Genomic DNA, 26699 nt, shown 5'->3' with positions numbered 1-26699 from the left:
CGACTCCGTACTTTTACGATACTCTTTTTTCTTTGCCTTACCCTATCCGTGAAATTACGGAAGTTGGACAAAACGCTTACAGCCTTTTCTTAAAAAAAATATGGGATGCATAAGGAGAAAGTTTATCCTGCTCTACAGTTGCTTTGACGGTTTCAAGAGTTTCCCAACCTTGTGAAAAGAGCCTTCGGTATGATACAAGGGTAGCACTTCATCATCCCTGCTGTGGCTTTGGCTATGACCCCGCTTGTGACAACTGATGCTAAAGATTCGCTGTGCGATCGCCAGCAGGTTTTGGCGTGGTTGACGGAGAATGTGCCGGCACCCCGACTCCAACATATCCTGCGGGTAGAAACGATGGCGGCGGAGCTGGCTCTCCACCATGGCTTGGATGTGGATCGGGCGGCGTGGGCGGGGTTATTACACGATTTGGCAAAGTACTTTCCGCCGGAGCGGCTATTGAGCATGGCACGGGAGGCGGGGCTGCCGATTACGGAGGTGGATGAGGCGGATCCCCACCTGCTTCACGCGGATGTGAGTGCCCTTGTGGCGCGACAGCAATTTGGTATTACCGATGAACAGGTCTTAGCAGCCGTTGCCAACCATACCTTGGGTCAACCGGGAATGGATGCCTTGAGTTGTGTTGTGTTTCTGGCGGATAGCTTGGAGCCGGGGCGAGGCCAGACGGTAGAGCTAGAGGAATTGCGCAAGGTGGCTCACCAAAATTTACAGGAGGCGGTGTGGCGGGTGTGCGATCGCACGCTGTTGTGGTTGGTTGGCCAGCACCGTTTAATTCACCCCCGCATGATCCTCACCCGCAACTGGGCAATGCAGGTGGCACCAGCAAAACCGAAAAAGAGCGAAAAGAAAGGCGCCGCCAAGGTTTAGAGGCCTTGCTACCCTAGAAAACAGGTTTGATCTCGGAGTTGCGTTATGACCACCGCTTCAGCAAGGGCTGTTCCCGGTATTTTCTCAGGTGAATTCATTCAGGAAACGCTCGCTTTGACCCGTCGCCTGTTTATCCAACTGCAACGGCGCCCTTCAACACTGGTGGCGGGGGTGGTACAACCCTTGATTTGGCTGATCCTCTTTGGTGCCCTCTTCCAGAATGTGCCGCAGGGTCTGTTTGGCGAGAGTACCAATTATGGTCAGTTTCTCTGTGCCGGTATTATTGTCTTTACCGCCTTTAGTGGCGCCCTCAATGCGGGGCTGCCGGTGATGTTTGACCGTGAGTTTGGCTTTTTGAATCGGCTGTTGGTGGCGCCATTGGCTTCGCGGTTTTCAATTGTGTTGGCCTCGGCTTTGTTCATCACAACCCTGAGTTTGATTCAGGTGGTGGCGATCGCCAGCCTAGGGGTGCTGCTAGGAACGGGGCTACCGAATTTAGCGGGCATTGGAGTTGTCTTGGCCACCGTACTAATCTTGGTTTTTGGTGTGACAGCCCTAAGTCTGGGACTCACCTTTGCCTTGCCCGGTCACATTGAACTGTTGGCGGTGATTTTTGTGATCAACCTGCCGTTACTCTTTGCCAGTACTGCCTTGGTGCCCCTGTCGTTTATGCCGCGCTGGTTGCAGTGGATTGCCAGCCTCAACCCCCTCAGTTTGGCGATTGAACCGATTCGCTATGTCTATTTACATCCTGACTGGCAGTTTAGTGATGTGGTCATGGTAGCGCCTTGGGGATCCCTAAGCTTGGGAGCAGCGCTGCTGATTCTTTTGGCGGTTGCCGTGGGGATGAGCCTACTCATTCAACCCCTGTTGCGGCGGCGCTTGGCCTAGACCACCCGCAGCGTGAAGCCTTGGGTACACCACTCCCGCACATCCAAGCAAAACTCATTCCCTTCCGGTTCACTGCTGAGATCCCCTAGCAGACCGAGAACCAAGGCAAGACTATCCTCACCAGAAATTAGCAATGGCTCTGAATGGCTAGGGTGGCTACTCAGTTGACTAAAACGAGTCAGGGGGCGGTGGCTGCTGATGATAAAAACCTTCAGCCATTGGCAAGGGCGATTCAGCGTCCACGTATAAAGGGGAATATTCAAGCCCGGCGCAACCGCCAACTGCCACGACTGTGTTTGCAGCGGCAGGAGGAGAATGCCCTGACTGCTATCCCATGCAAAGGCGACAATGTTGAGGGGGCGATCGCCATAGTTGTAGAGGCTCCAGCGGCAAGTATCCCCCTTGGCCAAGGTGAGGGGCGTGTCTAAGTTCGTGGCTGGCAGCTTGGTGCTCAGGACATCTGGCAGGGGATTGGGGCTGCGGGGTGGGGATTGGCGGCTTAAGAGTTTTGCCATTGGCGATAGTTGCTCAAGGGTTGTACACACGGCCACCTGACTAGAGGTGGGGTTCAAGGTCAGTGTCAGCCATTTTTGAGCCAGCAGGGCATTCAGCAGGGGGTTCAAGCGGCGGATGCCGGCTTTAGCAGCTTCATTGGTACCACTACAACTGTGTTGAAGCAATGTTCCCACCGGCCATTCCAATCCATAGCTACCCCCTGTGGCACTTCTAGTGAGAACCACATCTGGCAGCGACTCACTGCCGTTGAGCACAGCAACGTTCTCTTCGTTGGTCAGGGCATTGATGGCATCTACGCGCTCAATTTTGCTCAGCTTGGGGTCTAGTGCCACTTGTACCTGCAGATTTTTCCCTAGGCGCCGTTGTTGCTCATAGAGGCGATCGCCCACTTGCAGGGGCTGACCACTTACCCCCTGAGCCATGATGCCATTAAAACTAACCATGTCAACGACCGTGGCACCGTCAGCAGTGCTCCAACGACTGTGGGGATGACAATGGGCTAATAGCCAAGGACTGAGGCCGCCACACCAAACCTGAAGGGCGCGATCGTGACCGGTACTTTGCACCACACCGTCAAAGCCGTGGGATAGGGGGACATTCCCCGGCAAGCTATCGCTGACGAGATGAATTTCTGCCCCGGTTTGCCAGCGCAGTTCATCGGCGGTGTACATCAGGCTCGTCGCCAAAGGGCGATCGCCCCCCAAAGCCGCTAGATAATGGCTCAAACTAGCAGTAAAGAGTCCCATAGGAACGCCATTCAGGTGCGTTTCTACCCCCAAATCGGCCCAAAGCAGATGATCCTTGGGAACTCGGCCTGCGCCACGGCTCTCTACAGGCTGCAACGGCACAAATCGCCAGCGCAACATCTCCCCCTCAATGGGTGGCGGGCTAAAGCGGGTGTCGAGCCATACCTGTACCCCTTTGGTACGCAGTAATTCAGCAAGCGGTAAGATGCCCTCACCTGCTGCTGTGGCATCGGCGAAAACCAGTGCTGGTTGTTGCTGCCAAAGCGTGCCGTAGCCACTAAAGTAAACTAACAGGGGCTGACCCGCGTGCTCCAGCACCCCTAGGGTTTCTTGAACCGCATCGAGGGTTGCCGCCTGTTCCGTCAGTAGCGTAATGTCACTGTCCGCTAGCCCCCAGCCATCTAGCAATAGGTTTTTCACTAGCTCAACATCCGTTAGACAACCGCCTAAAGGGGGCACACCCACTAACTGGGGATAGTGGTTAATGCCAATCAGGAGTGCTCGCCACGGACGAAGAGAGTCTGCCAAGGAGCCGCCTGCCGTTTGCCAAACCCACGGCATCAGTGTCAGTGCCGCAGCACCGTACAAAAAAGAACGACGGCTTAACCTCATGCCTTACCTCCCAACAGGCCCATCCTCAGATTCGAGCACAGGCACGACAACACTTATGAATTAGGACTAGTTCTATTCTCAAAGGTTGTGGACGCAATTCAGCGCACAGCGAGCATAAAACGTCAATTTTTCCTAGGGGTCTTCCCCCCGCACAATGAAGCAGACGCGCTGGCCAATGGTTACCGCATGATCACCAATGCGCTCTAGGTTGCGAATCAGCAGCAGGAGGATTAAGCGCAATTCCACTGGTTCTTGCGGATCCAAAGGGGTGCAGAGTCGCTCATAAAGACGTTGATAGTCGGCATCGACGGCATCATCGCAGTTGGCAAGGGCTAGCCCCACCTCAGGATCCAAATTGGCAATGGCGGATAGGGCTTCCGATAGTAACAGTTGCGATCGCTGGAACATCAAGCGGATGTCCTCAAGGTAGGGTGGGGGTGGATAGCGCAGCAGCGTTTGACCCGCACGGCCAATTTCAAGGGCATAATCGCCGATCCGCTCTAGATCGCGGCAGAGGTGCGAGAGCATGACCAAAAATCGGAGATCCTCGGCCACAGGAGCTTGCAATGTCAGCAGGGCGATCGCCTCACGATTGAGTTCTTGGGCGCTGCGGTCAATGTCCCGCTCCCTTTGGATCAACTGCTCGACACTGAGGAGATGTCGCTCAATCAAGACACCATAGGCCAACTGACAGGCACTTTCCACCAGTGTTCCCAGTCGCAGCAAGTCACTGCGCAGACGTTGTAATTGCCGTTCAAAATGGGTGGCCACGGCCTCAGACCAGCTCTTTGTAACATTATAGCTATTTCGAAAGAGAGTGAGATATTTTCAAGAGGGATAGGCTATACTCAAAGCGTCATGAATGTTACTCAAGAATATGAGCTATAGCTTGGACTTACGAGAGCGGGTTGTCTCCTACATCCAGCAAGGTGGCAAAATCAGTGAAGCGACTCAAATTTTTCAGGTGAGCCGCGCCACCATCCATCGCTGGCTGAAGCGAGAGAACTTAGCGCCCACGGTTGTCCCCCGTCGTCCTTGGAAGCTGGATTGGGCGGCCTTAGCAGCCGATGTTGCTGCCCATCCCGATGACCGTTTAATCGACCGTGCCCAGCGATTTGGCGTTCAAGTTTCCACCATTAGTTATGCCCTCGCCCAGATGGGCATCACCCGAAAAAAAAAACAGATGCGTTACCAAGAACGGTGTGAAGAAGAGCGGCAAGCGTATCAACAACAGCTCGACACATGGGTAGAGAGCCATGGGGAGGAAACGGTAGTCTATATCGATGAGACGGGGTTTGACTCTCGAGTAGAGTGTGAGTATGGGTGGTCAGCGCGAGGCCAACGAATTGATGGAGAGCGAGCGGGGAAGCGTCAGAAAAGAGAGAGTTGAGTCGCAGGACGGTATAGACACCAGAAAGACTTCATCGCCCCAATGCTGTTTTGCGGATACTTGAATGCGTTAGGGTTTGTGAGTTGGCTGAGTCAGTACTGTTTGCCGACGTTAAAGAGACCGTCGTTGTTGATGATGGATAATGCACCGATTCATCCGAAAGGGGTGATTCAGGAAGCGGTCAAAGCGGCGGGTCACGAGGTGTTATTTTTACCGAAATACTCTCCTGATTTGAATGTAATTGAGCACGACTTCAGTGCGCTGAAGCGATCGCGGATGTATGCAGGGTCAAACAGTTCGATTGATGAAGTGATTCGCAAGTATTGTGCTGGATGATATCTCATTCCTTATTGGAATAGCTATATCTGTCCACTGGTGCATCAATGGAGCCGACAATGTGTCTTTTCATCCGCCTAAAGTCATTAAAGAGGGATATTCCTAATAGGCGCGACCTAAGGAGGGTGTCCAAGGGGTCTCCGGTGTTGTGACTACCGACAGGAGGCTGCCAATGCCTTCAATTTCGACGCGCACGCGATCGCCCACCTGTAATGCACCAATTCCTGCGGGTGTCCCCGTCAATACCACATCCCCCGGCAGCAGTGTCATCACATAGCTAATGAAACTCACCAACTTGGCGGGTGAGAAAACCATTTGATCAATCGTTGCTGATTGGACGGGTTGCGCGGCCTCATTAATAAAGGTTTGCAACCGCGCATCGCTAGGAACCTCTCGCACAATCCAAGGCCCTAGGGGGCAAAAGGTGTCAAACCCCTTGGCCCGCGTCCATTGCTGCTCCCGCTGCTGCAGATCCCGAGCCGTGACATCGTTGGCGATCGTGTAACCCCAAATATGCTCAAGAGCTTCATTTTCAGGGCAGGCACGGGTACGACGACCAATGACCACCGCCAATTCCCCCTCATAGTCCACCCGCTTTACTTGGGGCGGATACCAAATGGGACAGCCGGGGGCTTGAACCGTTGTCGGCGGTTTTAGAAAAATTAATGGCTCAGGGGGCACGCTATCGCCCATTTCGGCAGCGTGCTTCACATAGTTGCGTCCGACAGCAACAATTTTTGAGGGGGAGCAGGGAGCCAAGAGTTGATAGCTATCGGGACTGAGGACTTGGTTCGTGGGTTGGCCGTGGAGCCACGGTGCCGCATCCCAAATCATCACTTCGCGGTTGAGTTGCAGTGTGCCGTAATGAATCTGTCCCCCCGTGGTCTGTACCCGCACAAACCGTTCCACCATAGTGAATTAGTCCCCTTTTTTCCTTGCCAAGAATGGCAAACTGCGGTGCTAAAATTATAAAGCCTTGCTTTTTGCATCCGTCAAAAGGCCATTTGTCCAAAGGGAGTTGACCTCAGTGATTACACGGAACTACGAAACGCTCTATATTGTTCGTCCTGATGTGGGCGAAGAACAACTGGAACAAACCATTAGCCAATTTCGCACTTTTTTAGAAGAACAGGGTGCGACAAAGCTTAAGGTGCAAAATCGCGGCAAGCGTCGGTTTGCCTACCCGATCAAGAAACTGCGGGAGGGCTACTACATTCTGATGACCTATACCGCTGCTGGGACGGCGATCGCCCCCCTAGAACGCGCTATGCGCCTCAATGAAAACATCCTCCGCTTCATGACGATTGTCCTTGAAGAAGAGGCCGACACCGAAGATGCCGAAGACGACAATCCTGTTCTTGCCCGTGCTTAGGACAGTACACTGATCCAAATTCACTTGAAAGGGGGGCATCATGGCACCATCTCCCGGTTCTTGGAAGTGCGATGGCGTACCTAAAAACGGTAAATCCTACCCCAATGCCAGCGGTGCCCACCCCCCCTATGAAAACTTTGGCCCCGACTGTGACATCTGTGGACTACCCCGTGAGGCCATGAATCCTGCCAGTGGTAATAGTGCTGCTGGGGCTGGAAAGTGGAAACTACCGCTAGTTGCTGCTGCCCTTGGGGTGGTTCTATTACTCGCGGGTGGTATTGGTTTCCTTGGCTATCGAATCTTTATTGCCAACCGCAACGGCACTACGCCACTGCCGATAGGAGGGACAACCAGTGGCAACCACTTGGTGAGCAAAACCACTGCCCGCAACACAGCCTATATTAGCCAAGGGGAGCGCATCCTGATCAGTGAACCCAATCCGCAGCGAGCAGCCCTGAAGCAAGAAGCCGCCCTTGCCTTTGATCAGGGAGATTGGGCACAGGCGATCGCCAAGTATCAAGAACTCGTCACCCTCGATCCCAATGATCCAGAGGCGCGCATTTATCTTAACAATGCCCGTGCCCGCCAAGCCGGCAATCCGATGACGATGGCCACCGTTGTTCCCATTGGTACTAGCCCCGATACTGCCAAGGAAATTCTGCGGGGGGTCGCTCAGTACCAAGAGCGCTTTAATGCCAGTGGCCCCAGTCGTGCCCTTGAAGTCGCCATTGTCAATGAAAACAGCCCCAATGGTGTAACCAGTTTGGCCGAAGATTTGATCAACAGTTCAATCCAAGGGGTACTGGGTCATGGCACCGACGCCAATAGTCGTGCCGCTCTACAGGTTTATGAGCAAGCGGGGATTGCGGCCCTTTCTCCCCTGACCACGAATGTCATCCCCCAAGACAACGGCACGGTTCAAGTGCAAACCCTATCTTTGAGTGAAAAGGGGCAACAACTCCTCAATACCTACCTTGACAATGCCGCCAATACCCTCGCCCAAGCCGCTGCGAAAAAAGTCCCTAATGCCAAAGTGGCTGTTCTCTACAACAGCGATAGTCCCTACAGTGATGAACTGAAAACTAAATTAGTCGCTGCTCTGCCTCGGTTTGGTGCGCAAGTGGTGCAACAGATGGATGTGGCCGCCCCCGGCTTTAATGCCAATACAGCAATGACCACAGCACAGCAAGCGGGAGCCAATGTGGTCATTTTGGCCATGAGTCGCGCCCGGGTGAATGATGCCGTTGCCCTTGCTATTGCCAATCAAACCCAAACTACCCCCCTGCAGTTGTTTGGTAGTGATCAACTCTACAGCCCTGATTTACTGATCAAGGGGGATAGCGCCATCAATGGCATGATTCTAGCAGTGCCTTGGAGTACTAACCCCAATGATCCCTTTGCGCAGCAGGCCGCACAAGCGTGGCGGGGGCAAATTAGTTGGCGCACCACAACCGCCTACGATGCAACTCAAGCCCTTGCCCAAGCGATGGTTCAAGGGGGCGATCGCGCCAGCACCCAACAACTGCTCCGCCAAGGGGTACAAATTCAGGGGCAAACCGCCAGTGGTACCTTTGATCGAGTTCCTCTGGTGCAAGCAGCACCGGGACCCAATGGCCCTAAAGGCTCCAACTACCAGTTCAACCCCCTCGGTAGCCTCTAAACCATCAAAATTGGGGCAACTAGTGCTAAGCTATTGCCGATTGGTGTTTTAGGAATCTCCATGACTGCAAAAATTGGCATTATTGGCGGTAGTGGTCTCTACAAGATGGAGGCCCTCACCGATGTCGAAGAGGTACGTCTGACTACGCCCTTTGGTGATCCTTCCGATGCCTTTATTTGCGGCAAGATTGCTGGGGTTCCAGTCGTCTTTTTGGCACGTCATGGCCGCGATCACCATCTACTGCCGACGGAGATTCCCTTTCGTGCCAACATCTATGGCTTCAAATCCCTTGGGGTCGAGTACCTGCTTTCTGCGTCTGCGGTGGGTTCCCTACAGGAACAGGTGAAACCCCTTGATATGGTGGTGCCCGATCAGTTTATTGACCGTACCCGTAACCGCATTTCCACATTCTTTGGGGATGGCATTGTGGCGCACATTGGCTTTGCCGATCCGGTGTGTCCTGCCCTTGCTGGCGTTCTCGCGGATGCAATCGCCGATCTCAACCTGCCCGATGTCACCCTTCACCGCCAAGGTACCTATGTGTGTATGGAAGGCCCTGCTTTCTCAACGCTGGCAGAGTCCAACCTGTACCGCTCGTGGGGCGGCACCGTAATTGGCATGACGAATCTACCGGAGGCCAAACTGGCTCGTGAAGCGGAGATTGCCTATGCAACGCTGGCGCTCGTTACCGATTACGACTGCTGGCACCCCGAGCATGACTCAGTCACAGTGGAGATGATTATTGACAACTTACAGCGCAATGTCAAAAATGCCCAAGCGATTATCTGTGAAACCGTCAAACGCCTCCATGCCAATCCACCAGCCTCTAAAGCCCACCGTGCCTTAAAGAATGCCATTCTCACTCCCCTTGACAAGGTACCCGCAGCCACCAAGGAGAAACTGCATCTGCTCTTGGCTAAGTATCTCTAGGTCATAGACTCTGCTGTATTCTGATCACCCTCAAAGCTGATCTGCTCACACAGTTGCGGATAGGTGGTCTTGGGACTGAGGCAGCGACAGCGGTTGAGGGCCGCGGCAAGGGCTTCAATTTTAATCGGTTTACTGATGTAGTCATCCATCCCCGCCGCAAAGCAGCGTTCGCGATCGCCAGCTAGGGCATTTGCCGTCATGGCAATAATCCAAGGACGCTGGCTGGGAGGCCATTGGGCACAGATGCGTTCGGTGGTCTCGAGGCCATCCATCTTTGGCATTTGCACATCCATCAGCACAACATCGTAGGGGCGCTGTTGCAGTGCTTCAAGCACCTCGAGGCCATTGGCCGCCACATCAGCGCGGTACCCCATCCGCTTGAGAATATGCAGTGCCACCTTTTGGTTAACAGCATTATCCTCGGCAAGGAGGATACGCAGCGGAAAGCGACTGCCCAAGTTGGGATCAATGCCTGTTTTTGTCAGGGCAGGTTGAGTTGCAGATTCACTGCTAAGGGTCTTAATTAGGGTTTGCCGTAGGGTGAGAGGGCGAATGGGTTTGGGGACGTGGGCTGTGATCAACTCCTTGCGACTAGCGGTTTCCAGCCAACTCAGGGGTGTGAGCAAAATAATCGGCTGTTGATTGAAGTGCGGCTCTGATTGCAACCGCTCTGCTAACTGAAGCCCAGTCATCTCGGGCATATTCAAATCAATTACTGCCAAATCCCACTGGGGAGCGGCCTCTAGAACCAGTTGGGGATTGCCATACCCGATAGGCACCATCCCCCAGTTTTGCAGTAATGTGCAGAGATTCTCACGGCTAGCGGCATTGTCATCAACAACGAGGACACGCTTGCCCTCCAAAGCCGGATGAAGCGTTGGCGGTACATAGGGTTTTTGCCCCTCAGCGAGGATCGTAAAGGTAAAGGTTGTACCTTGACCTTCAGTACTCTCAACGGACATATCGCCGCCCATTAGCTCACAGAGGCGTTTGCTAATGACTAGCCCTAGGCCTGTGCCGCCATACTCGCGCGTCGTCGAGGCATCCACTTGACTAAAGGGCTTGAAGAGCCGATCCAAGCGATCGCTAGGAATGCCAATGCCCGTATCCTGAACTTGAAATTGGAGAAAATCCTTGCCCTCGTGCTTGACCGCGCTCACATGGACGACGACTTGGCCTTCGTGGGTAAACTTAATGCCATTGCCCACTAGGTTAACGAGGATCTGCCGTAGCCGGGTCACGTCCCCTTTAACTTGGGCAGGGGTTTCGGGGGTACAGGTGTAAAGTAACTCTAACTCCTTCTCCTCGGCTTTGCTGGCCAATAGGCTCAGGACATCCTCCACGCACTCACGCACATCAAAGGGCTGCTGCTCTAGCACCAGTTTGCCCGATTCAATTTTCGAGAAGTCAAGAATGTCGTTAATAATTGTCAGGAGTGCCTCGCCGGCTTGGTGTAGAGTTTGCAAAAAGTCCCGCTGCTGCTCATTGAGGGGCGTATCCAAGAGCAAATTCGTAAAGCCCAAAACCGCATTCATGGGGGTGCGGATCTCATGGCTCATGGTGGCCAAAAACTCACTCTTGGCTCGGTTGGCCAGTTCTGCTTGCAGGCGGGCTTGTTCGAGTTCTTGGTTTTGCTGAGCCAATAATTGGCGCTGCTGCTGTTCATGGCGCAGGAGTTCCGCTTGGGCGATCGCAATCCCCACTTGCGCGGCCACTGCTTCCAGAAGTTCAATCTCATCGGGAGTCCACTGCCGCTGGCGATCGCACTGATGCAGGCCAATAATGCCATTGGGTACGCCTTTATAGGAGGTGCGAATAGCCAGCATTGACTGGATTTGAAATTGATGACACAGCTCAATGGCACTGCCAAGTAGGGGCTCTTGAGTCACATCGTGGGAAACAACGGCGGCATCACTCCTGATAACCTCCAAGGCGTGGGGGTTGTTTTCCACGGGCACACTGACCCCCCTCATTGAGGGGTAGCCCGGTTGCAGGTATTCAGCCACATCGGGAATACGCGGCGGTGGCCCCGGCTCGTAGCGATGAATTAAACAGCGACTGACCCCAAAGGCCTGACCAATTTGGGTGACGGTTGTTTCAAACACCCTTTCCGTATCGAGGCTCTGGCGAATCTGTTCGGTAATTTGATTCAAGAGTAATGCCCGCTGCATTTGCTGTTGCAGTTGCTGACGTTGGCGGGTTTCCTGTTCCAAAAGTTGTACTTGGGCAAGGCCAATCCCCACCTGTGCCGCCACACTCTTGAGCAAACTTTTAATGGCCGCCGTCCACCGCCGCTGGCGATCGCACTGGTGCAAAATGAGCAAACCATTCGCTTGATTGCGATAGGCCGTGCGCACAATCACCGCAGATTTCACACTCAGGGCTTCGCAGTACTCATGAAGTGAGGTTAGACGACTGTCTGTTGCCACATCCTCGCAGCTAAACACCTCATCGGAGGCAAAAACCGATTCCAAAAACGGTCCCCGCATCTGGCTCAAATCGAGAGGGCATTCCTTGACGGAAGACACCCCCGGCGCACAATACTCTGCCACCAATTCCATCGGCGAAGGGGCATTCTCCTGATAGACAAATAAGAGGCAACGACTGACATTGAGGGTTGCTCCCACCTGCTGCACTGCTGTACGACAGATGTGTTCCCGTTCAATTTGCTGGCGAATTTCCTCAGTAATGCGATTGAGCAGGAGCGTGCGCTTCACCTGCTGCTGTAAAAACAGCTGTGCCCGCTGCCGTTCGGTGACATCACTTTGAATGCCAATGTAGTGGGTAATTTCGCCAAACTCGTTATAAATCGGGGAGATGGCCAGTTCATTCCAGAAGGGTTGGCCGTTTTTGCGGTAGTTGCGCAGCACCACCCGGCAGGATTGGCCTTTTTTAATGGCATTACGAATGGCTTCAGCCCCCGGTTGATGGCGATCGCGCCCCTGCAAAAAGCGGCAATTTTTGCCAATCACCTCCGTTGCTCGGTATCCCGTCATCCGCTCAAAGGCGGGGTTCACATAGATAATTGGATTATCGGGTTGGCGGTAGTCGGTAATCACAATGCCATTAGTACTGGCAATGATCGCTCGCTCCCGCAGTCGCAGCTCTGCCTCAATTTGCTTCTTGTCGGTAATATCAACCGCTAACTCCAAAAAGCCAATCAGTTGCTCTTGGCTATCATGAATCGGGGTGACTGACAGGGACACAGGGAAGCGAGAGCCATCCCGTCGTATAAATGTCCACTCCTGCTCATCGGCCAAGCCCCGCCGCGCCCGAGCCACGAGAGTCTCAAACCCCGCAGGAATGGGTTCTCCCAATTGCGCACTGAGGATCTGGGCATAGCGCTCCACCTCTTGAGGATCATGGAAACGTTCTGGCGTTGCTTTACCCACCAGTTCTGAGGCAGGATATCCCAGCCATTCCTCAGCGGCTCGATTCAGCAGCGTGATAATGCCATCGGTACGGGTGGCAATGATGGCGTGATTACTACTATTGAAGACCGCCTCTTGGAGGCTGCTCATCTGCTGAATGTAGGCCAGTTGTTGCTGGGTGACCTCTAAGTGATGGCGGATTTCCAGTTCACTAATGACTTGGCGAGCAAGGGTGCGCAGGGTTTGCTGTTGAACGGGGTTTAGCTCACGCGGCTTATAGTCCACCACACAGAGGGTACCAATGCCATAGCCATCGGGCGTCATCAAGGGCATCCCCGCATAGAAGCGGATATAGGGCGGCCCTGTAACAACGGGATTATCGGCAAAGCGGGGATCCAGCCGAGCATCCGGTACCACCACCAGTTCTGGCTGAAGGATCACATGGGCACAAAAGGCAATATTGCGTGGGGTTTCACAGGCATCTAGCCCCACCTTGGACTTAAACCACTGCCGCTGGCGATCGATGAGACTAATCAAAGCAATGGGGGTTTCGCAAATGGCTGCCGCTAAATTCGTAATTTCATCAAAGATCGGTTCCGGAGGCGTATCTAAGACTCGATACTGCTCAAGGGCACGTTGCCGTTCCGGTTCATTTGCTGGCAATGGGGCAGCAGGCATAGCCCAAGTGTACCGCCTTTTTGTAGGAGCAAGTCTTTCATCATTATATGAATTGCACTGGTTCTAGAGAGGATTCCCTAGGGGATGCAGAACACAACATCTATCTTTGCAGGACTTGGAGGGCAGTCACAGAATAAAAAAAGGATGTAGCACCTACGCCTACACCCTTCATCAATCGTTTTTTCAGACGGTGGCAATCTTAGCCTGCCCAACCCTTGGCGGCTTGATCGAGCACGTAGGCAGCCACATCTTGAATTTGTTCATCGGTGAGACGACCAGCAAAAGCGGGCATGGCATTTTTGCCGTGCTGCACTTGGTAGATAATGGCATCCTCGGAGTACATGCCAAATTGCTCAAGGGCTTCTTTTTTCAGGGTTTTGTTGGCCATCACCACATTGCCACCCCCCATGTGACAGGCTGCACAGTTGCCGCTAAAGACTTTGGCACCATTGGCTAAATCTGCCGCAAAGGCCGCAGGGGTGAGGTTGACAAACAGCGCGATCGCGATCGCGCAAACACAAATGAATAGCTTTTTCAACGGAGTTCTCCTTTCATGGAATGCGTCAGGGTATGGATAAAGCCCCAAAAATCAAGGGGTGCAAGGTTCACCAAAGGTCAGTGTAGCAAAGTTCCCAACCTAGGGGACACTGTCCGGAAAGCTTTCTACGCCCCAACCGGGCGCCACGGCTGCCGCTCGCAAAATAAAGGCAGCTAAGGTCTCAAGCTGTTCCGTGGTCAACCAGTCCTCACTCACGCGGCGGCAGGAATAACTCTCTTCGCTGCCATCGTACGATCTCGGCGATCGCTGGAAGGCCACCAGACTGGTAATTGTATCCCGTGGAGGGGTGGCTCCCTTGAGATCCTTCAGGGAGAGGGAGACCAACGGATTGGGGAGTGTACTGCCGCCAACGTGGCAGTTTTTGCAGTTTTCCTCAAAGAGCCGTTTCCCACGGGTCAAGTCCACGGCTGTAAAGGTTTTGGTCTCACCGCCGTCATTGAGGGGCAGTTCCACCGTATCTGTGACCTTCAGGTATTGGATCACATAGTTATCTACCCCAGAGGCCGCCAGCGCCGTTGCCGGGGCGATCGCCCAGCCCAGCAGCAAGAACAGTAGGCCACTGCAGAGCCAGACAACAAGCCGAAGCCGAGAGTGAGGTTGGTGCATGAGTTGGGAAGATCCTTCTTGAGTTGTGACTAGTAGTAAATTTTACCGCCTCCCCATTTATCCCCAAGAATCTTGGGTTCGACGAGGATGTGACCGGCGATCGCCACCAAATCTTTCTCCGTCAGGTTGCGCATTTTCGGGAAAATGTCGGCACTGCGCAGACTGGGGTGCACCTCAGCAATTTCCTGCTCACCATCGTAGGTGGTGGGGTTTTTCATATAGTCCACCAAGCCTTCGATGTTATCCCGTGGCGGTGTGGCCAAAGCCAAGGTTTCAGTGCGCAAATCCAAATTGGGGTTGGTTTTGGTGATCCCCCCCACATGGCAGGAGGCGCAAGCATACTGGAAGAGACGCTTACCCTCAACGTATTGCTTTTCCGTCAGGGTAATGGTTTTTCCTTCACTGTTGAGGGGAACGGTCAGGACGTCAGGGGTCAGTTCAGCGGCCAGTGCTGTACCTAGGGTCAGTTGCCAGAGGCAGAGGCAAAGGGCGACCGCAAGCCAAATGGATTTTCTTAACATAGTTCTCCCAATAAGCAGGTCTTACGAGTGCGGTGATGTGTCCCGTTGATCGGTCGGTGTAGCAGAGTCCGTCAAAGCCAAAATGATTGCTTTGGCATCTTCAAGGGGCAGGCGCGTTTGCGGACTGGTATAGCGAATACCCAAGCGATCGCACAACCCACAGACGGTTTCGACCGAGACGCCGTAGTCCGCTGCCAAATCAGCGATCGCAATATCCACAAATCCCATGCTGCTACTCTCCGCTTGGGATCAACGACCAAGTATCATTATCATGCCATTGCGCGGCTTCTTTACCAAAAAGCGTCCCCTTCGCAAAGAGAAGTGCCACCACAGCGTACACTGTTGATGTGGCCGTTCAGATGGAGTTTTCAATGAAACGAGTCTTGGCGATTATCCTTGGGGGCGGTGCCGGCACACGTCTCTATCCCTTGACCAAGCGTCGAGCCAAGCCTGCGGTTCCCCTTGCTGGAAAATATCGCCTCATTGATATTCCTGTGAGCAATTGCATCAACTCCGAAATCAATAACATTTACGTCCTTACCCAATTCAACTCGGCCTCCCTCAACCGTCATATTGCTCGTACCTATACCTTCCCCGGCTTGACGGGCGGCTTTGTCGAAGTGTTAGCAGCGCAACAAACCCCAGAAAATCCCAACTGGTTTCAGGGCACTGCCGATGCGGTGCGTCAATACCTGTGGCTGTTAGCCGATTGGGACGTGGATGAATACCTGATTCTTTCAGGAGATCACCTCTACCGCATGGACTATCGCCTTTTTGTGCAGCGCCATCGCGAAACGGGCGCCGATATTACCCTCTCCGTCTTGCCCGTCGATGAAAAAGCCGCCTCTGGCTTTGGCTTGATTAAGGTAGATGGCACAGGGCGAGTCATTGAATTCCGCGAAAAACCCAGCGGTGATGCCCTACGGGATATGCGCGTGGACACAACCCGCTATGGCCTTAGTGCCGAGGAAGCCCATTGCAAACCCTACATTGCCTCAATGGGGATTTATGTCTTTAAGCGGCAAGTGCTGATTGATCTGCTGCAACAGATGGCCGATGCCACCGACTTTGGCAAGGAAATCATTCCCGCTGCGGCCCGTTCTCATCTTGTCCAAACCTACGTCTTTAATGGCTACTGGGAAGATATTGGCACGATTGGATCCTTCTACGAGGCTAACCTTGCCCTCACCCAACAACCCCAACCGCCCTTTAGCTTCTACGACGAAAACGCCCCCATCTACACCCGTCCCCGCTATTTGCCCCCCAGTAAGATTCTCAGTTCCACCATCACAGAGTCGATCATTAGCGAGGGCTGCATTCTTAAGGAATGCCAAGTTCACCGTTCCGTTTTGGGGGTGCGATCGCGCGTAGAATCCGGTTGTGTCATTGATCATTCCCTGCTGATGGGCGCCGACTACTACCAAGACTCGGCGCAGCGCAGCCAGCTCCTGTTGCAACATAAAATTCCCATCGGCATTGGTGCCAACAGTGTCATTCGCGGGGCAATTGTCGATAAAAATGCCTGCATTGGCCATGATGTCAAAATCATCAACAAAGACCATGTTGAAGAATCCAACCGTGAGGATCAAGGATTTTATATCCGCAGCGGGGTGGTGGTGATTATCAAAAATGCCGTGATCCCCGATGGCACCGTTATCTAAGCCATAAGCAAATTTGAATTGGCAAGCGGGGAAAACCTGTGTAGCATATCAAAAGAACAGCCCTTTTCACAGATGGAACAGGCTTAAAACCGCGAAAGCCACTATGGGAGGAAATTGCACTTCCTTCATGTATGCCACATTTTAGAAAAGGGCTGTAAAGTAAGCGTCCAACCCTCTAGCGGAACTGCCATCTATGCCCACGATAGAGACTCGCACAGAACCCATGGTCATCAACATGGGGCCGCACCATCCCTCAATGCACGGGGTTTTGCGGTTAATGGTGACCCTTGATGGCGAAGATGTCATTGACTGCGAGCCGGTGATTGGCTACCTCCATCGCGGCATGGAGAAAATTGCTGAAAACCGCACCAACATTATGTTCATCCCCTACGTCAGTCGTTGGGACTACGCCGCCGGGATGTTTAACGAAGCGGTTACCGTCAACGCTCCCGAAAAGTTGGCTGGTATTCCTGTGCCCAAACGCGCCAGCTATATCCGCGTGATCATGCTGGAGTTGAACCGCATTGCCAATCACCTGCTGTGGTTAGGCCCCTTCTTGGCGGATGTCGGTGCCCAGACGCCCTTTTTCTACATCTTCCGTGAGCGGGAATACATCTACGATCTCTTTGAAGCTGCCACAGGCATGCGCTTCATCAACAACAACTACTTCCGCATGGGGGGAGTGGCCGCCGACCTCACCTATGGCTGGGTAACCAAGTGCCGCGACTTTTGCGATTACTTCCTGCCCAAAGTGGATGAGTACGAGCGCCTGATCACCAACAACCCCATCTTTGTGCGCCGCTTACAGGGGGTGGGCAAAATTAGCCGTGAGGATGCCATCAACTGGGGGCTATCGGGGCCGATGCTCCGTGCCTCTGGGGTGAAGTGGGATCTGCGCAAGGTGGATCACTACGAGTGCTATGACGACTTTGACTGGGATGTACCCGTGGCCACCGAAGGTGATTGCCTTGCCCGCTACATTGTCCGTATTCAAGAAATGCGCGAATCGGTGAAAATCATTCGCCAAGCCTTGGATGGTTTGCCCGGTGGTCCTTATGAAAACCTCGAAGCCAAGCGGATGCTCGAGGGTGCCAAGTCAGAGTGGAATGGCTTTGACTACCAATACATCGGCAAGAAGCTGGCTCCCACCTTCAAAATTCCCAAAGGCGAACACTATGTGCGGGTTGAATCGGGGAAAGGGGAGCTAGGGATTTACCTGATTGGGGATGATAATGTCTTCCCTTGGCGCTGGAAGATTCGTCCACCGGATTTCAATAACCTGCAAGTCCTGCCCCAGTTGCTGAAGGGGATAAAAGTGGCGGATATTGTTGCTATCCTTGGCAGTATCGATGTGATTATGGGATCTGTTGATCGCTAGGAAAATGTTGAGCCACCAGCGAGGGCGCCATGGCTGTTCAATTACCGTTTTTTACCTCCACCAACTTCAGTGGCCTCTTTAATGAGCGGTTTTGGCAGAATGCGTGGCCACTGCCGCCCCAAAATCAACTACAGCGGGGTGCACTAGTGCCTGATGGGGAGCTACCCGGCGTAGGGCTAACCGTGCCCGTGCGCCTCTCAACGGTGTGGCAAGAGCAGCCGCTCCTACTGGTGTTTACTCGTATCTTTACGGAGCATCAATACTGTCCGCTGTGCTACCCCTATCTCAAGGCCTTGAATGAACACTATGAAACATTCCAAGGCAAGGGAGTAGCCGTTCTTGTGATCACCAGTACCGATGCCCAGCAAAGTCAAAAGGTCAAGGACGATATGGGCTTGAAGATGCCCCTGCTCTATGACCCCAGTTGCCAAGTCTTTCGCAAATACCGCACGGGTCAAGCCTTGGGGGCACCACTGCCCGCACAGTTTCTCATTGATCAGGAAGGTAAGCTGCGCTACAAGCATCTCTTCTCGTTTTTAGAACCCAATGCACCCCTAGAGCGCTTGTTTCAGGAAATTGATGCCCTGAGGGCAACAGTGGCGACAGCAGCTTAGGGGCGATCAAAACTCGCTAGGATAGAAGGTATCTCTTTGGGGCTGTAGCTCAGTCGGATAGAGCGAGCGCCTCCTAAGCGCTAGGTCGTGCGTTCAAATCGCACCAGTCCCGTTCTTGCCCTTAGAATAAAAAGCAAATCTTTGTAACGTCAGTGTTGCATCTGTGATAGAGCGATCGCCAGCGAATTCTCTGCTGAAGGAACTTCAAGGCACGATTGATGACCTTGATGATTATCAAAGCGCCCGCAGCTATGAAGCGGCCAAAAGTGCCCTTGAAAAACTCCTGTTCGAGTGCAAAGCGACTGGCAGCGAAAAAGCCTCCCTCGCCCGCGCGATCGCTGACCTCGAAGCAATGCTCGACAAGCTCCACTATGGTGTCGTGCAAATTGCCGTCTTTGGTATGGTGGGGCGGGGAAAGTCCTCCCTACTAAATGCGCTGCTAGGGGAACCCTACTTTGCGACTGGGCCGATTCATGGCGTCACTCAAGAAGAAGCCAGTGCCCTGTGGCAAATTTCGGAAGCTCAGCGTGGCAATCCCATCCGCCTCATTGATACACCGGGGTTAGACGAAGTCAATGGCGCCGCACGGGAGCAACTAGCACGAGAGGTAGCGGCTCAAGCGGATTTGATTCTCTTTGTCATTGCTGGCGACTTGACCCGTCTGGAATACCAAGCCCTCAGTGAGTTGCGGCAGGCGGGCAAGCCGATGATTCTAGTGTTTAACAAAGTGGATCAGTATCCAGAGGCGGATCGCGAGGCCATCTATAACAAAATCCGCGATGAGCGCGTCAAAGAACTCCTCTCCCCCGAAGAGATTGTCATGGTAGCGGCAGCGCCCCTTGTCCCCCAAGTGAATCGCGATCGCCAAGGACGAGTACAGGTGAAAATGACCGTCGGTGCTCCCCAAGTGGAACCCCTGAAGCAAAAGATCTTGGAGGTGCTCAATCGCGAAGGGAAGGCCCTGATTGCCCTGAACTCAATGCTTTTTGCCAATAAAGTCAGTGAAGAATTAGCCCGCTACAAGCTGGAACTGCGGGATCAGGAGGCCAACCAACTGATTTGGAAAGGAGCTGTCGCCAAGGCGCTGGCGATCGCCCTCAACCCCGTCACCGTGCTCGATATGGTCAGCAGTGCCGTCATTGACTTGACCACGATTCAACTACTCTCGCTCCTCTACGGCATTGAACTCACAGAAGCAGGCGCCAAGGAGCTATTACAAACAATCGCCCTCGCCATGGGCAGCATCAGTTTAGGGGAATTTGCTGTCAACTTAGGACTCAGTTCCCTCAAGGGACTGTTGGGATTAGCTACGCCCATGAGTGGCGGCATTGCCCTTGGCCCTTACCTCTCAGTCGCCATGACCCAAGCGGGGATTGCTGGCTTTGCCTCCTATACGATGGGGCAAGTAGCCAAAACCTACTTTGCCAACGGCGCAGGCTGGGGAACTGCTGGGCCGAAAACCGTAGTGCAACAAATCCTCAGTCAACTAGATCAGCGCCATATCCTCAATCGGCTGAAGTCAGAAATTCAAGCCCAACTCTACCCTAGTTAAAATTCAGGCCTGCTTGAGCGAGACGAGCTGTTCCATAGGCGGCCTCTGTTTGAGGTGAAACGGCCACGGGAACCCCTAGGTATTGCTGGCGGAGGGCTAACCATGCGGGATTACGGGCACCGCCCCCAGCCGTCCAGACCCGTTTCAAGGGCGAGGCACCCAGACGTTGTAATTGTTGATAGCCTTGGGCTTCAATGCGGCTGAGACTTTCGAGAAGTCCCTGCAAAAAGAGGCGAGGGTCGTCGGGTCGGGGTTCTAGGCGCGGTTCAAGATGCGGATCGTTGATGGGAAAGCGCTCACCCCGCTTGAGCAGAGGATAGTAGTCCAACCCCGTGGGTTGATTGACATCTATTTGGGCGCTGAGGCGCTCTAGTTCCGCTGGGGTAAAAAACTGGGCTAAAATTGCGGCGCCACAGTTGGAGGCACCCCCCACAAGCCAGCGATCGCCTACGGCGCGCGAGCTGCGATCGCCCAAGCGATGACTGTAGATACCTGCTGCCAAATCCTCTACCCTAGAGGCACTCAAGAGCTTGAGCACAAGGGTTGACCCCAAAGATGTCACCGCCTCACCCACCTCCGAGGCACCACTCGCTAAAAAGGCGGCAATGCTATCGGTGGTACCGGCACACACCTCACACTCTAAAGACAAGCCTAAATCGGTGGCTGTGACCTTTCCCAGAACTGTACCGGGGGGAATGACCTTAGGGAGCAGGGGCTGCAAGGACGCAAGCGTGGGGTGGCTGAACCAGTCGGGGTAAGCTTCCTTTGCCGGGTCATAGCCCAACTTCAGGGCATTGTGCCAGTCGGAAATGCCCAGTTGACCATGGAGCAAAAAGGCCAGCCAATCCGCTTGGTGTACCAAAACAGCGTTGACCGTGGGGTAGTGGGTCTGGAGCCACAACAGCTTAACGAGACTACTGGTGGCACTCAGGACTAGGTGATCCGTGGTTAAAATCTGCCGCAGCGTTTGAACCTGATCTTGGGCGCGATCGTCGTTGTAGAGGAGAACGGGTGAGCAGGGCTGCCCCTGAGCATCACAGAGGAAAACGGTGCTAGAGGTGGCATCAATAGCAATCCGCTGAATTTGCTGACGGATAGCGCTTGGAATATCTAAAATCAACGCCCGCAGAGTTGCCGCCCATTCTTGGGGGCGATCGGGCTGGTGCAACGGACGACGGGCAGTGGCGAGAATCTTGCCTTCAGGATCGATGGCGATCGCCCGCGCTCCCGAGGTACCAAAATCAATCCCCAGTGCGATGACCGCCATAGCGCTAGGGAGCCTTCAAAACTCAAGGAGGTCAAAAAGAGCCGTATCTAGCTCATAGCCAAACATCGCTGCCATGCCTTTAATTTTTTCAGCAGCAGGATAGCCCTGTCCCTGAAGCCATTGCCAAAGGGTAAAGACCTTGGCCATCACAAAAATATCAAGGGCTTGGGGGTTGAAGATAATACCCTGCTGCGGATGAAATTCGTGGGGCACCAGCATTGCCCCATAGCGCACCAACTCACCCGCTGACCAATCCAGTAAATAGGGCAACCATGGGTAGCAGACATCAGCACGAATGAACCACAGGCGCACAGCTGGCAATTCCGAAAGCTCTAGATCAGGTTCATCGGCTGGCCGCGGGTAGTCAATGACAAAACGCAGTGCTTGGTGATGATCTAGAAGCCGCTGCTCTGCAATCAGGGGAGCAAGGACTTGTTGCAGGGGAGATAGATCAAGACGATCAATCTGATCTGGCGTTAACTGGATCGCGATCGCCACGTTCTATCTCTCCCCAGCAGCCAGCGAGATTAAAGCACCTGTTGGACTTCAGCAATCTCTGGAATCGCTTCTTTTAACTTGCGCTCAATACCCATGCGCAGTGTCATCGTCGAACTGGGACAAGCACCACAGGCACCCTGTAAGCGCAGCCGTACCACCGGCCCTTCGATTTCCACCAATTCCACATTACCGCCATCGGCCATCAGGTAAGGACGGAGCTCATCAAGGACTTTTTCGACGTTTTCTTGACTGAGTTCAAGGGTTGCAGCCATTGTTAGTGTCCTTGGATCATGAATGAGATTAACAGCTTCAGTTTATCATCCCCATGGGCGATCGCCCTTTGGGAATTGCAAGGGATGGCAATGGATCTGACTCTAGGGAAATCTGCTGAACAATGTTTAGGAAGGGCAACGCTCAAGGATACAATAATAGCTTGGTGAACTGCACGGTAGGACATGATTTCCAGTAATGATTTTCGCCCCGGTGTAAGTATTGAGCTGGATGGTGCCGTCTGGCGAGTCGTCGAATTTTTGCACGTCAAACCCGGTAAAGGCTCAGCCTTTGTGCGCACAAAATTGAAGAATGTGCAAACGGGCAACGTGATTGAGCGCACCTTCCGCGCCGGCGAGACCGTTCCCCAAGCCACCCTTGAAAAACGCACCATGCAGCATACCTACAAAGATGGCGAAGACTATGTCTTTATGGACATGGAAAGCTATGAAGAGGCTCGCCTCACGCCCGCACAAATGGGCGATCGCGCCAAGTATCTCAAAGAAGGCATGGAAGTCAATATTGTCAAATGGGGTGAGCAAGTCCTTGAGGTGGAGCTACCCAACTCCGTTGTTTTAGAAGTGGTGCAAACCGATCCGGGGGTTAAAGGGGATACTGCCACTGGTGGATCGAAACCCGCCATTGTCGAAACCGGTGCCCAAGTCATGGTACCGTTATTTATCTCCGTAGGCGAGCGGATTCGCATTGATACTCGCTCAGATACGTATCTTGGCCGCGAATAGGAGTAATGGGTGTGGAGCTTGACCTCAACCAAGTACGCGAACTGCTACTAATGTTTGACCAAACCAGCGTCACCGAACTCAACCTTAAGAGTGGCGAACTGGAACTTCAACTCCGCAAGCGTGAGCAGATCAGTGGCAGCGCCCCCGTGGTTGTGGCTCCAGCTCCTGCATCAACCGTCACGCCCACCCCTGTGCCCCCTCCAGCCGTTACCCCCGATCCGGAACCAACGCCACCTCCCGCCAACCGTAAAACCGTGGATATTGTGGCGCCAATGGTAGGTACCTTTTATCGTGCCCCCGCTCCCGATGAACCCCCTTTTGTCGAAGTGGGCGATACAGTCAAAAAAGGTCAAGTGGTTTGCATCATTGAAGCCATGAAGCTGATGAATGAAATTGAAGCCGAAGTTAATGGCCAAGTGGTGGAAATTTTGGTGCAAAATGCTGAACCAATTGAGTATGGCCAAACCTTAATGCGCATTTTACCTAACTAAATCAACAGCGTTCTTTCAGCAAGGAGAGGCAGCTACTAATTGCAAAGATATGTTAAGCATTGAGGAGTTTAAGGCCAAGAATTCAATGCTTTCAAGCCTTTGCGCTCTTGCCGAGACCCTAATTGAAAAATTAGAATTTAGAAACATCTACCACCACTGCCTGACGAGGTTGGCCTGTGCAAGCAACTGGAGCATACATTCTTATTGATACCCTATGCCGTCACGGCGTTAAGCATATTTTTGGCTATCCTGGTGGCGCAATCTTACCGATTTATGATGAACTGTACCGTGCTGAGTCAAAGGGAATCATTCAGCACATTCTGGTACGCCACGAACAGGGGGCAGCCCATGCCGCTGACGGCTACGCTCGTGCCACAGGTCAAGTGGGGGTGTGTTTTGGTACTTCAGGGCCGGGGGCGACGAACTTAGTGACAGGCATTGCCACAGCCCACATGGATTCCATTCCGCTGCTGGTAATTACCGGTCAGGTGCCTCGCTCCGCCATTGGTACCGATGCCTTTCAGGAAACGGATATCTTTGGCATTACGCTGCCGATTGTCAAGCACTCCTACGTCGTGCGCGAAGCCAAGGACATGGCACGGATTGTTGCTGAAGCCATTTACATTGCCACCACCGGTCGGCCAGGGCCTGTGCTTGTGGATATTCCCAAGGATGTCGGCCTAGAAGTCTGTGAGTATGAACCGATCGAGCCGGGGCAAGTCAAGCTAAGGGGCTATCGTCCCACGATTCGCGGCAATGTCCGTCAAATTGCCCAAGCGGTTCAACTGATTCGTGAGGCCAAGCGACCCTTGCTCTATGTGGGCGGCGGTGCAATTACAGCGGGTGCTCACGAGGAGGTGCTCAGGTTAGCCGAGCTATTCCAGATTCCGGTGACAACAACCCTGATGGGCAAGGGGGCGTTTCCTGAGTCCCATCCCCTCTCCGTGGGTATGTTGGGGATGCATGGCACCGCCTATGCCAACTTTGCCGTCAGTGAGTGTGATCTATTAATTGCCGTGGGGGCGCGGTTTGACGATCGCGTCACCGGTAAGCTGGATGAATTTGCCTCCCGCGCTAAGGTGATTCACATTGACATTGATCCTGCCGAGGTGGGCAAAAACCGCGTGCCGGATGTGCCGATTGTTGGCAGCGTTAAACCGGTGCTGCAGCAACTCCTCAAGCACATTGAAGACAGTGGTGAAGCCATTGAACCCGTCACCCAAGCGTGGCTCGAGCGCATCAAGGTCTGGAAAGAGGACTATCCCCTTGTCGTGCCGCAGCCCAGTGGTGAACTCTCACCCCAAGAGGTGATTGTTGCCTTTGGCCGCCATGCGCCTGATGCCTACTACACGACTGATGTGGGTCAGCACCAGATGTGGGCAGCGCAATTCCTGAAAAATGGCCCTCGGCGTTGGATCTCCAGTGCTGGCTTGGGCACGATGGGCTTTGGCATGCCCGCAGCAATGGGGGTGAAGGTGGCACTACCCGATCAACAGGTGATCTGTATTAGTGGCGATGCCAGTTTTCAAATGAATTCCCAAGAGTTGGCCACATTGGCTCAGTACGGTATTGCTGTCAAGACGGTGATTATTAACAATTTTTGGCAGGGAATGGTGCGCCAGTGGCAGCAAGCCTTTTACGAGGAGCGTTATTCCCATTCCAATATGGCCAAGGGGATGCCCGATTTTGTGAAATTGGCGGAGGCCTACGGGGTTAAGGGGTTGCGGGTGAGCGATCGCCACGATTTGGATGCAATTGTCCAAGAGGTTTTGGCCTACGATGGCCCCGTGCTACTGGATGCCCATGTCACCCGCGATGAAAATTGCTACCCGATGGTGGCTCCCGGCAAGGCCAACTCGCAAATGCTGGGGCTACCAGAGCGCAAGGTGCTGCAAAAGGCTGCCGAATTAATCTACTGCGCCAACTGTGGGGCAAAGACAATTTCGACCCATCGCTTTTGTCCAGAGTGCGGCAGTAAGCTCTAGGGAGTTGGACAGGCTTGAGCAAAGAATCGCCTTGGCAGGGGCTGGCGAAAATGGAAGCGAAGTGCATTTTGGCGGCGATCGCGCGGTTCAGGACCACGCCCCCATAACGTCTCAAAGGAGAAAAAGGACACCCCTAACCCTGATCGCAGCGCGGCTTCTACCTTGGCATCCACCAGTTCGATGGGCACAGGGTTGGTACGTAGCCCTGTAAGGACACCAACGGCGGTGGGAATTTTGGCTTGGGCGTGGAGCATCTCCGGCTGAGTCAACTGCTGTACAAAGCTGGCAAGATTGTAGCGATAGACTTGTACAATCACTTCATCGAGGAGTCCGAGGGCGACCCACTGCGGCCAATCTTGGAGAAATGTCTGGTAGGCGGTGGGCAATGTGGTCGGTGAGACGGAAAAAATGGCATTGGGAAATTCTTGTTTGACCTGCTGCCGCAACGTTTGCACAAAGGCGGTGAGTTTGTCGGCACGCCAGCGCATCCAGTCTGGATCACGGGGATTATCGGGAACGGGCTTTTGGGTTTCCTGCTGATAGAGGGCACGGGTATAGGTATCGTAGCCAAACTCCACGGGCAGGCTGAGGTGGTCATCAAACTGTACACCATCCACTGGATACTGCCGCAGCACCTCAAGGACAATACTAGTGAGAAAGGCTTGTACCTGCGGATGAAAGGGATTGAGCCACGCCACTTCCCCGGCCGCCGTTAAGCGAGTGGTTTGACCATTGACCCCTTGGGTAAGCCAGTCTGGATGGCCAAGGGCGAGTTCTGAGGTTTCTGGCACCATGAAGCCAAATTCAAACCAAGGAATGACCAAGAGATTACGGCAGTGCGCCTGCTGGGTGAGTTCTCCGAGAATGTCGTAGTCTTGGATTCCCCGCAGGACAAAGGGCTGAATGCCCAGATTCCTAGCCGTGGCACTGGGGAAACTGACATAGCCAGAGTTCCAGACAACGGGGTAGAGGGTGTTGAAGTTCAGGCGCTGTAAATCATTGAGGGTTGCCTCTAACCGCGGGCGATCGCGCAGGATCGGTAAATCATTGGTTGTCAGCCAGACGCCGCGAATCAGCGTTGAGTTTTGTGCCTGTACTGGCCAAATCGTCCAACACAAACTCCAACAGAAGAGAAAAAATAACAGCCAAACGCGACGATGCAGCATA

At 53.6% G+C, this 26699-nt stretch carries 24 protein-coding genes, 1 tRNA gene and 1 pseudogene; 14 read left to right on the top strand and 12 right to left on the bottom strand.

Translation table 11 applies throughout. From position 1 onward, the window contains the following. The first annotated feature begins 234 nt into the window (after positions 1 to 234). Together yqeK and RHJ02_RS03150 are read left to right on the top strand one after the other, a co-directional pair. Positions 235 to 885: a bis(5'-nucleosyl)-tetraphosphatase (symmetrical) YqeK gene (gene yqeK, locus RHJ02_RS03155; RefSeq protein ID WP_310800447.1), complete on the top strand. Its 651-nt coding sequence runs from the start codon at positions 235 to 237 to the stop codon at positions 883 to 885. 45 nt (positions 886 to 930) lie between these two features. Further along, positions 931 to 1776, top strand: coding sequence for an ABC transporter permease (locus RHJ02_RS03150; protein WP_149820969.1), 846 nt, complete (start codon positions 931 to 933; stop codon positions 1774 to 1776). On the opposite strand, the gene RHJ02_RS03145 is transcribed toward RHJ02_RS03150, so the two are convergent. Continuing rightward, complete coding sequence (locus tag RHJ02_RS03145) at positions 1773 to 3650, bottom strand: caspase family protein (RefSeq protein ID WP_206201031.1); 1878 nt, start codon at positions 3648 to 3650, stop codon at positions 1773 to 1775. The genes RHJ02_RS03150 and RHJ02_RS03145 overlap by 4 nt on opposite strands. Before the next feature lie 132 nt (positions 3651 to 3782). Continuing rightward, positions 3783 to 4421: a phosphate signaling complex protein PhoU gene (phoU, locus tag RHJ02_RS03140; RefSeq protein ID WP_206201030.1), complete on the bottom strand. Its 639-nt coding sequence runs from the start codon at positions 4419 to 4421 to the stop codon at positions 3783 to 3785. Positions 4422 to 4527: 106 nt separating this feature from the next. Here phoU and RHJ02_RS03135 point away from each other — a divergent pair. Then, positions 4528 to 5376: pseudogene (locus RHJ02_RS03135) on the top strand (IS630 family transposase). A gap of 102 nt (positions 5377 to 5478) precedes the next feature. Here the strand turns inward: RHJ02_RS03135 and RHJ02_RS03130 are convergent. Next, positions 5479 to 6288, bottom strand: coding sequence for a fumarylacetoacetate hydrolase family protein (locus RHJ02_RS03130; protein WP_310743370.1), 810 nt, complete (start codon positions 6286 to 6288; stop codon positions 5479 to 5481). A gap of 115 nt (positions 6289 to 6403) precedes the next feature. Between RHJ02_RS03130 and rpsF the strand changes: the two genes are divergently transcribed. Genes rpsF through RHJ02_RS03115 form a run of 3 tightly spaced genes read left to right on the top strand, consistent with a single transcriptional unit; the run spans position 6404 to position 9338 of the window. Then, positions 6404 to 6748 (top strand): 30S ribosomal protein S6, encoded by a 345-nt coding sequence (rpsF, locus tag RHJ02_RS03125; protein ID WP_206201028.1) that lies wholly within the window; start codon positions 6404 to 6406, stop codon positions 6746 to 6748. Between the two features lie 40 nt (positions 6749 to 6788). Then, a complete protein-coding gene (locus RHJ02_RS03120) occupies positions 6789 to 8408 on the top strand; it encodes an ABC transporter substrate-binding protein (protein ID WP_310438017.1) in 1620 nt (539 codons plus the stop codon). A 60-nt stretch (positions 8409 to 8468) separates the two neighbouring features. Next, entirely contained in the window at positions 8469 to 9338 is an 870-nt protein-coding gene (locus RHJ02_RS03115; RefSeq protein ID WP_206201026.1) for an S-methyl-5'-thioadenosine phosphorylase, read from the top strand. Here the strand turns inward: RHJ02_RS03115 and RHJ02_RS03110 are convergent. The 5 genes from RHJ02_RS03110 to RHJ02_RS03090 form a co-directional block, all read right to left on the bottom strand. Beyond that, a complete protein-coding gene (locus tag RHJ02_RS03110; RefSeq protein WP_310800446.1) occupies positions 9335 to 13387 on the bottom strand; it encodes a GAF domain-containing protein in 4053 nt (1350 codons plus the stop codon). The genes RHJ02_RS03115 and RHJ02_RS03110 overlap by 4 nt on opposite strands. Positions 13388 to 13586: 199 nt before the next feature. Then, positions 13587 to 13925, bottom strand: coding sequence for a cytochrome c6 PetJ (gene petJ, locus RHJ02_RS03105; protein WP_149820357.1), 339 nt, complete (start codon positions 13923 to 13925; stop codon positions 13587 to 13589). A gap of 99 nt (positions 13926 to 14024) precedes the next feature. Next, entirely contained in the window at positions 14025 to 14552 is a 528-nt protein-coding gene (psbV2, locus tag RHJ02_RS03100) for a photosystem II cytochrome PsbV2 (RefSeq protein WP_310800445.1), read from the bottom strand. A gap of 29 nt (positions 14553 to 14581) precedes the next feature. Then, on the bottom strand, positions 14582 to 15073 hold the full coding sequence (gene psbV, locus RHJ02_RS03095) for a photosystem II cytochrome c-550 (protein WP_206201022.1): 492 nt from the start codon (positions 15071 to 15073) through the stop codon (positions 14582 to 14584). 21 nt (positions 15074 to 15094) lie between these two features. Continuing rightward, positions 15095 to 15301 (bottom strand): translation initiation factor IF-2, encoded by a 207-nt coding sequence (locus tag RHJ02_RS03090; protein ID WP_206201021.1) that lies wholly within the window; start codon positions 15299 to 15301, stop codon positions 15095 to 15097. 143 nt (positions 15302 to 15444) lie between these two features. Here RHJ02_RS03090 and RHJ02_RS03085 point away from each other — a divergent pair, with 143 nt between their 5' ends. The 5 genes from RHJ02_RS03085 to RHJ02_RS03065 all read left to right on the top strand — a co-directional run bounded on the left by RHJ02_RS03085 (position 15445) and on the right by RHJ02_RS03065 (position 20278). After that, complete coding sequence (locus RHJ02_RS03085) at positions 15445 to 16734, top strand: glucose-1-phosphate adenylyltransferase (RefSeq protein ID WP_206201020.1); 1290 nt, start codon at positions 15445 to 15447, stop codon at positions 16732 to 16734. A 193-nt stretch (positions 16735 to 16927) separates the two neighbouring features. Next, positions 16928 to 18112, top strand: coding sequence for an NAD(P)H-quinone oxidoreductase subunit H (locus RHJ02_RS03080; protein ID WP_310800444.1), 1185 nt, complete (start codon positions 16928 to 16930; stop codon positions 18110 to 18112). Between the two features lie 29 nt (positions 18113 to 18141). After that, positions 18142 to 18726, top strand: a complete 585-nt coding sequence (locus RHJ02_RS03075) for a peroxiredoxin family protein (RefSeq protein ID WP_206201019.1) — start codon at positions 18142 to 18144, stop codon at positions 18724 to 18726. A gap of 38 nt (positions 18727 to 18764) precedes the next feature. Further along, a tRNA-Arg gene (locus RHJ02_RS03070) sits at positions 18765 to 18838 on the top strand. A gap of 51 nt (positions 18839 to 18889) precedes the next feature. Next, positions 18890 to 20278, top strand: coding sequence for a GTP-binding protein (locus RHJ02_RS03065; RefSeq protein ID WP_310800443.1), 1389 nt, complete (start codon positions 18890 to 18892; stop codon positions 20276 to 20278). Here the strand turns inward: RHJ02_RS03065 and RHJ02_RS03060 are convergent. Genes RHJ02_RS03060 through RHJ02_RS03050 form a run of 3 tightly spaced genes read right to left on the bottom strand, consistent with a single transcriptional unit; the run spans position 20271 to position 22315 of the window. Continuing rightward, positions 20271 to 21545: an FGGY-family carbohydrate kinase gene (locus RHJ02_RS03060; protein ID WP_206201017.1), complete on the bottom strand. Its 1275-nt coding sequence runs from the start codon at positions 21543 to 21545 to the stop codon at positions 20271 to 20273. The two genes, RHJ02_RS03065 and RHJ02_RS03060, sit on opposite strands and share 8 nt — an antisense overlap. Positions 21546 to 21560: 15 nt before the next feature. Beyond that, positions 21561 to 22043: a CRR6 family NdhI maturation factor gene (locus tag RHJ02_RS03055; protein ID WP_310800442.1), complete on the bottom strand. Its 483-nt coding sequence runs from the start codon at positions 22041 to 22043 to the stop codon at positions 21561 to 21563. A gap of 29 nt (positions 22044 to 22072) precedes the next feature. Next, positions 22073 to 22315 (bottom strand): NifU family protein, encoded by a 243-nt coding sequence (locus RHJ02_RS03050; RefSeq protein WP_206201015.1) that lies wholly within the window; start codon positions 22313 to 22315, stop codon positions 22073 to 22075. Positions 22316 to 22498: 183 nt separating this feature from the next. On the opposite strand from RHJ02_RS03050, the gene efp reads away from it, so the two are divergent. The 3 genes from efp (at position 22499) to ilvB (ending at position 25532) form a co-directional block, all read left to right on the top strand. Continuing rightward, positions 22499 to 23056 carry an elongation factor P gene (gene efp, locus RHJ02_RS03045; protein ID WP_149820380.1) on the top strand — a complete coding sequence of 186 codons (558 nt, stop codon included), beginning with the start codon at positions 22499 to 22501 and terminating at the stop codon, positions 23054 to 23056. 11 nt (positions 23057 to 23067) lie between these two features. After that, a complete protein-coding gene (accB, locus tag RHJ02_RS03040; RefSeq protein WP_206201594.1) occupies positions 23068 to 23547 on the top strand; it encodes an acetyl-CoA carboxylase biotin carboxyl carrier protein in 480 nt (159 codons plus the stop codon). A gap of 176 nt (positions 23548 to 23723) precedes the next feature. Beyond that, positions 23724 to 25532 (top strand): biosynthetic-type acetolactate synthase large subunit, encoded by a 1809-nt coding sequence (gene ilvB, locus RHJ02_RS03035; RefSeq protein WP_310800441.1) that lies wholly within the window; start codon positions 23724 to 23726, stop codon positions 25530 to 25532. On the opposite strand, the gene RHJ02_RS03030 is transcribed toward ilvB, so the two are convergent. Beyond that, positions 25529 to 26698, bottom strand: a complete 1170-nt coding sequence (locus RHJ02_RS03030) for a glycoside hydrolase family 10 protein (RefSeq protein ID WP_206201013.1) — start codon at positions 26696 to 26698, stop codon at positions 25529 to 25531. The two genes, ilvB and RHJ02_RS03030, sit on opposite strands and share 4 nt — an antisense overlap. Between the last annotated feature and the right edge of the window lies 1 nt (position 26699).

The sequence above is a fragment of the Thermosynechococcus sp. TG215 genome, from assembly GCF_031583455.1.
Taxonomy (GTDB): domain Bacteria; phylum Cyanobacteriota; class Cyanobacteriia; order Thermosynechococcales; family Thermosynechococcaceae; genus Thermosynechococcus.
The sequence above is the reverse complement of the archived record's forward strand: the minus strand, read 5'-3'. Positions and strand labels throughout refer to the sequence as shown.

What these genes read in the sequence shown, in the direction of transcription:
- yqeK (WP_310800447.1), top strand. Translation starts at nt 235, where the DNA reads ATGACCCCGCTTGTGACAACTGATGCTAAAGATTCGCTGTGCGATCGC.
- RHJ02_RS03150 (WP_149820969.1), top strand. Translation starts at nt 931, where the DNA reads ATGACCACCGCTTCAGCAAGGGCTGTTCCCGGTATTTTCTCAGGTGAA.
- RHJ02_RS03145 (WP_206201031.1), bottom strand. Translation starts at nt 3,650, where the DNA reads ATGAGGTTAAGCCGTCGTTCTTTTTTGTACGGTGCTGCGGCACTGACA.
- RHJ02_RS03130 (WP_310743370.1), bottom strand. Translation starts at nt 6,288, where the DNA reads ATGGTGGAACGGTTTGTGCGGGTACAGACCACGGGGGGACAGATTCAT.
- RHJ02_RS03120 (WP_310438017.1), top strand. Translation starts at nt 6,789, where the DNA reads ATGGCACCATCTCCCGGTTCTTGGAAGTGCGATGGCGTACCTAAAAAC.
- RHJ02_RS03115 (WP_206201026.1), top strand. Translation starts at nt 8,469, where the DNA reads ATGACTGCAAAAATTGGCATTATTGGCGGTAGTGGTCTCTACAAGATG.
- RHJ02_RS03110 (WP_310800446.1), bottom strand. Translation starts at nt 13,387, where the DNA reads ATGCCTGCTGCCCCATTGCCAGCAAATGAACCGGAACGGCAACGTGCC.
- psbV2 (WP_310800445.1), bottom strand. Translation starts at nt 14,552, where the DNA reads ATGCACCAACCTCACTCTCGGCTTCGGCTTGTTGTCTGGCTCTGCAGT.
- psbV (WP_206201022.1), bottom strand. Translation starts at nt 15,073, where the DNA reads ATGTTAAGAAAATCCATTTGGCTTGCGGTCGCCCTTTGCCTCTGCCTC.
- RHJ02_RS03090 (WP_206201021.1), bottom strand. Translation starts at nt 15,301, where the DNA reads ATGGGATTTGTGGATATTGCGATCGCTGATTTGGCAGCGGACTACGGC.
- RHJ02_RS03085 (WP_206201020.1), top strand. Translation starts at nt 15,445, where the DNA reads ATGAAACGAGTCTTGGCGATTATCCTTGGGGGCGGTGCCGGCACACGT.
- RHJ02_RS03080 (WP_310800444.1), top strand. Translation starts at nt 16,928, where the DNA reads ATGCCCACGATAGAGACTCGCACAGAACCCATGGTCATCAACATGGGG.
- RHJ02_RS03075 (WP_206201019.1), top strand. Translation starts at nt 18,142, where the DNA reads ATGGCTGTTCAATTACCGTTTTTTACCTCCACCAACTTCAGTGGCCTC.
- RHJ02_RS03060 (WP_206201017.1), bottom strand. Translation starts at nt 21,545, where the DNA reads ATGGCGGTCATCGCACTGGGGATTGATTTTGGTACCTCGGGAGCGCGG.
- RHJ02_RS03050 (WP_206201015.1), bottom strand. Translation starts at nt 22,315, where the DNA reads ATGGCTGCAACCCTTGAACTCAGTCAAGAAAACGTCGAAAAAGTCCTT.
- efp (WP_149820380.1), top strand. Translation starts at nt 22,499, where the DNA reads ATGATTTCCAGTAATGATTTTCGCCCCGGTGTAAGTATTGAGCTGGAT.
- RHJ02_RS03030 (WP_206201013.1), bottom strand. Translation starts at nt 26,698, where the DNA reads ATGCTGCATCGTCGCGTTTGGCTGTTATTTTTTCTCTTCTGTTGGAGT.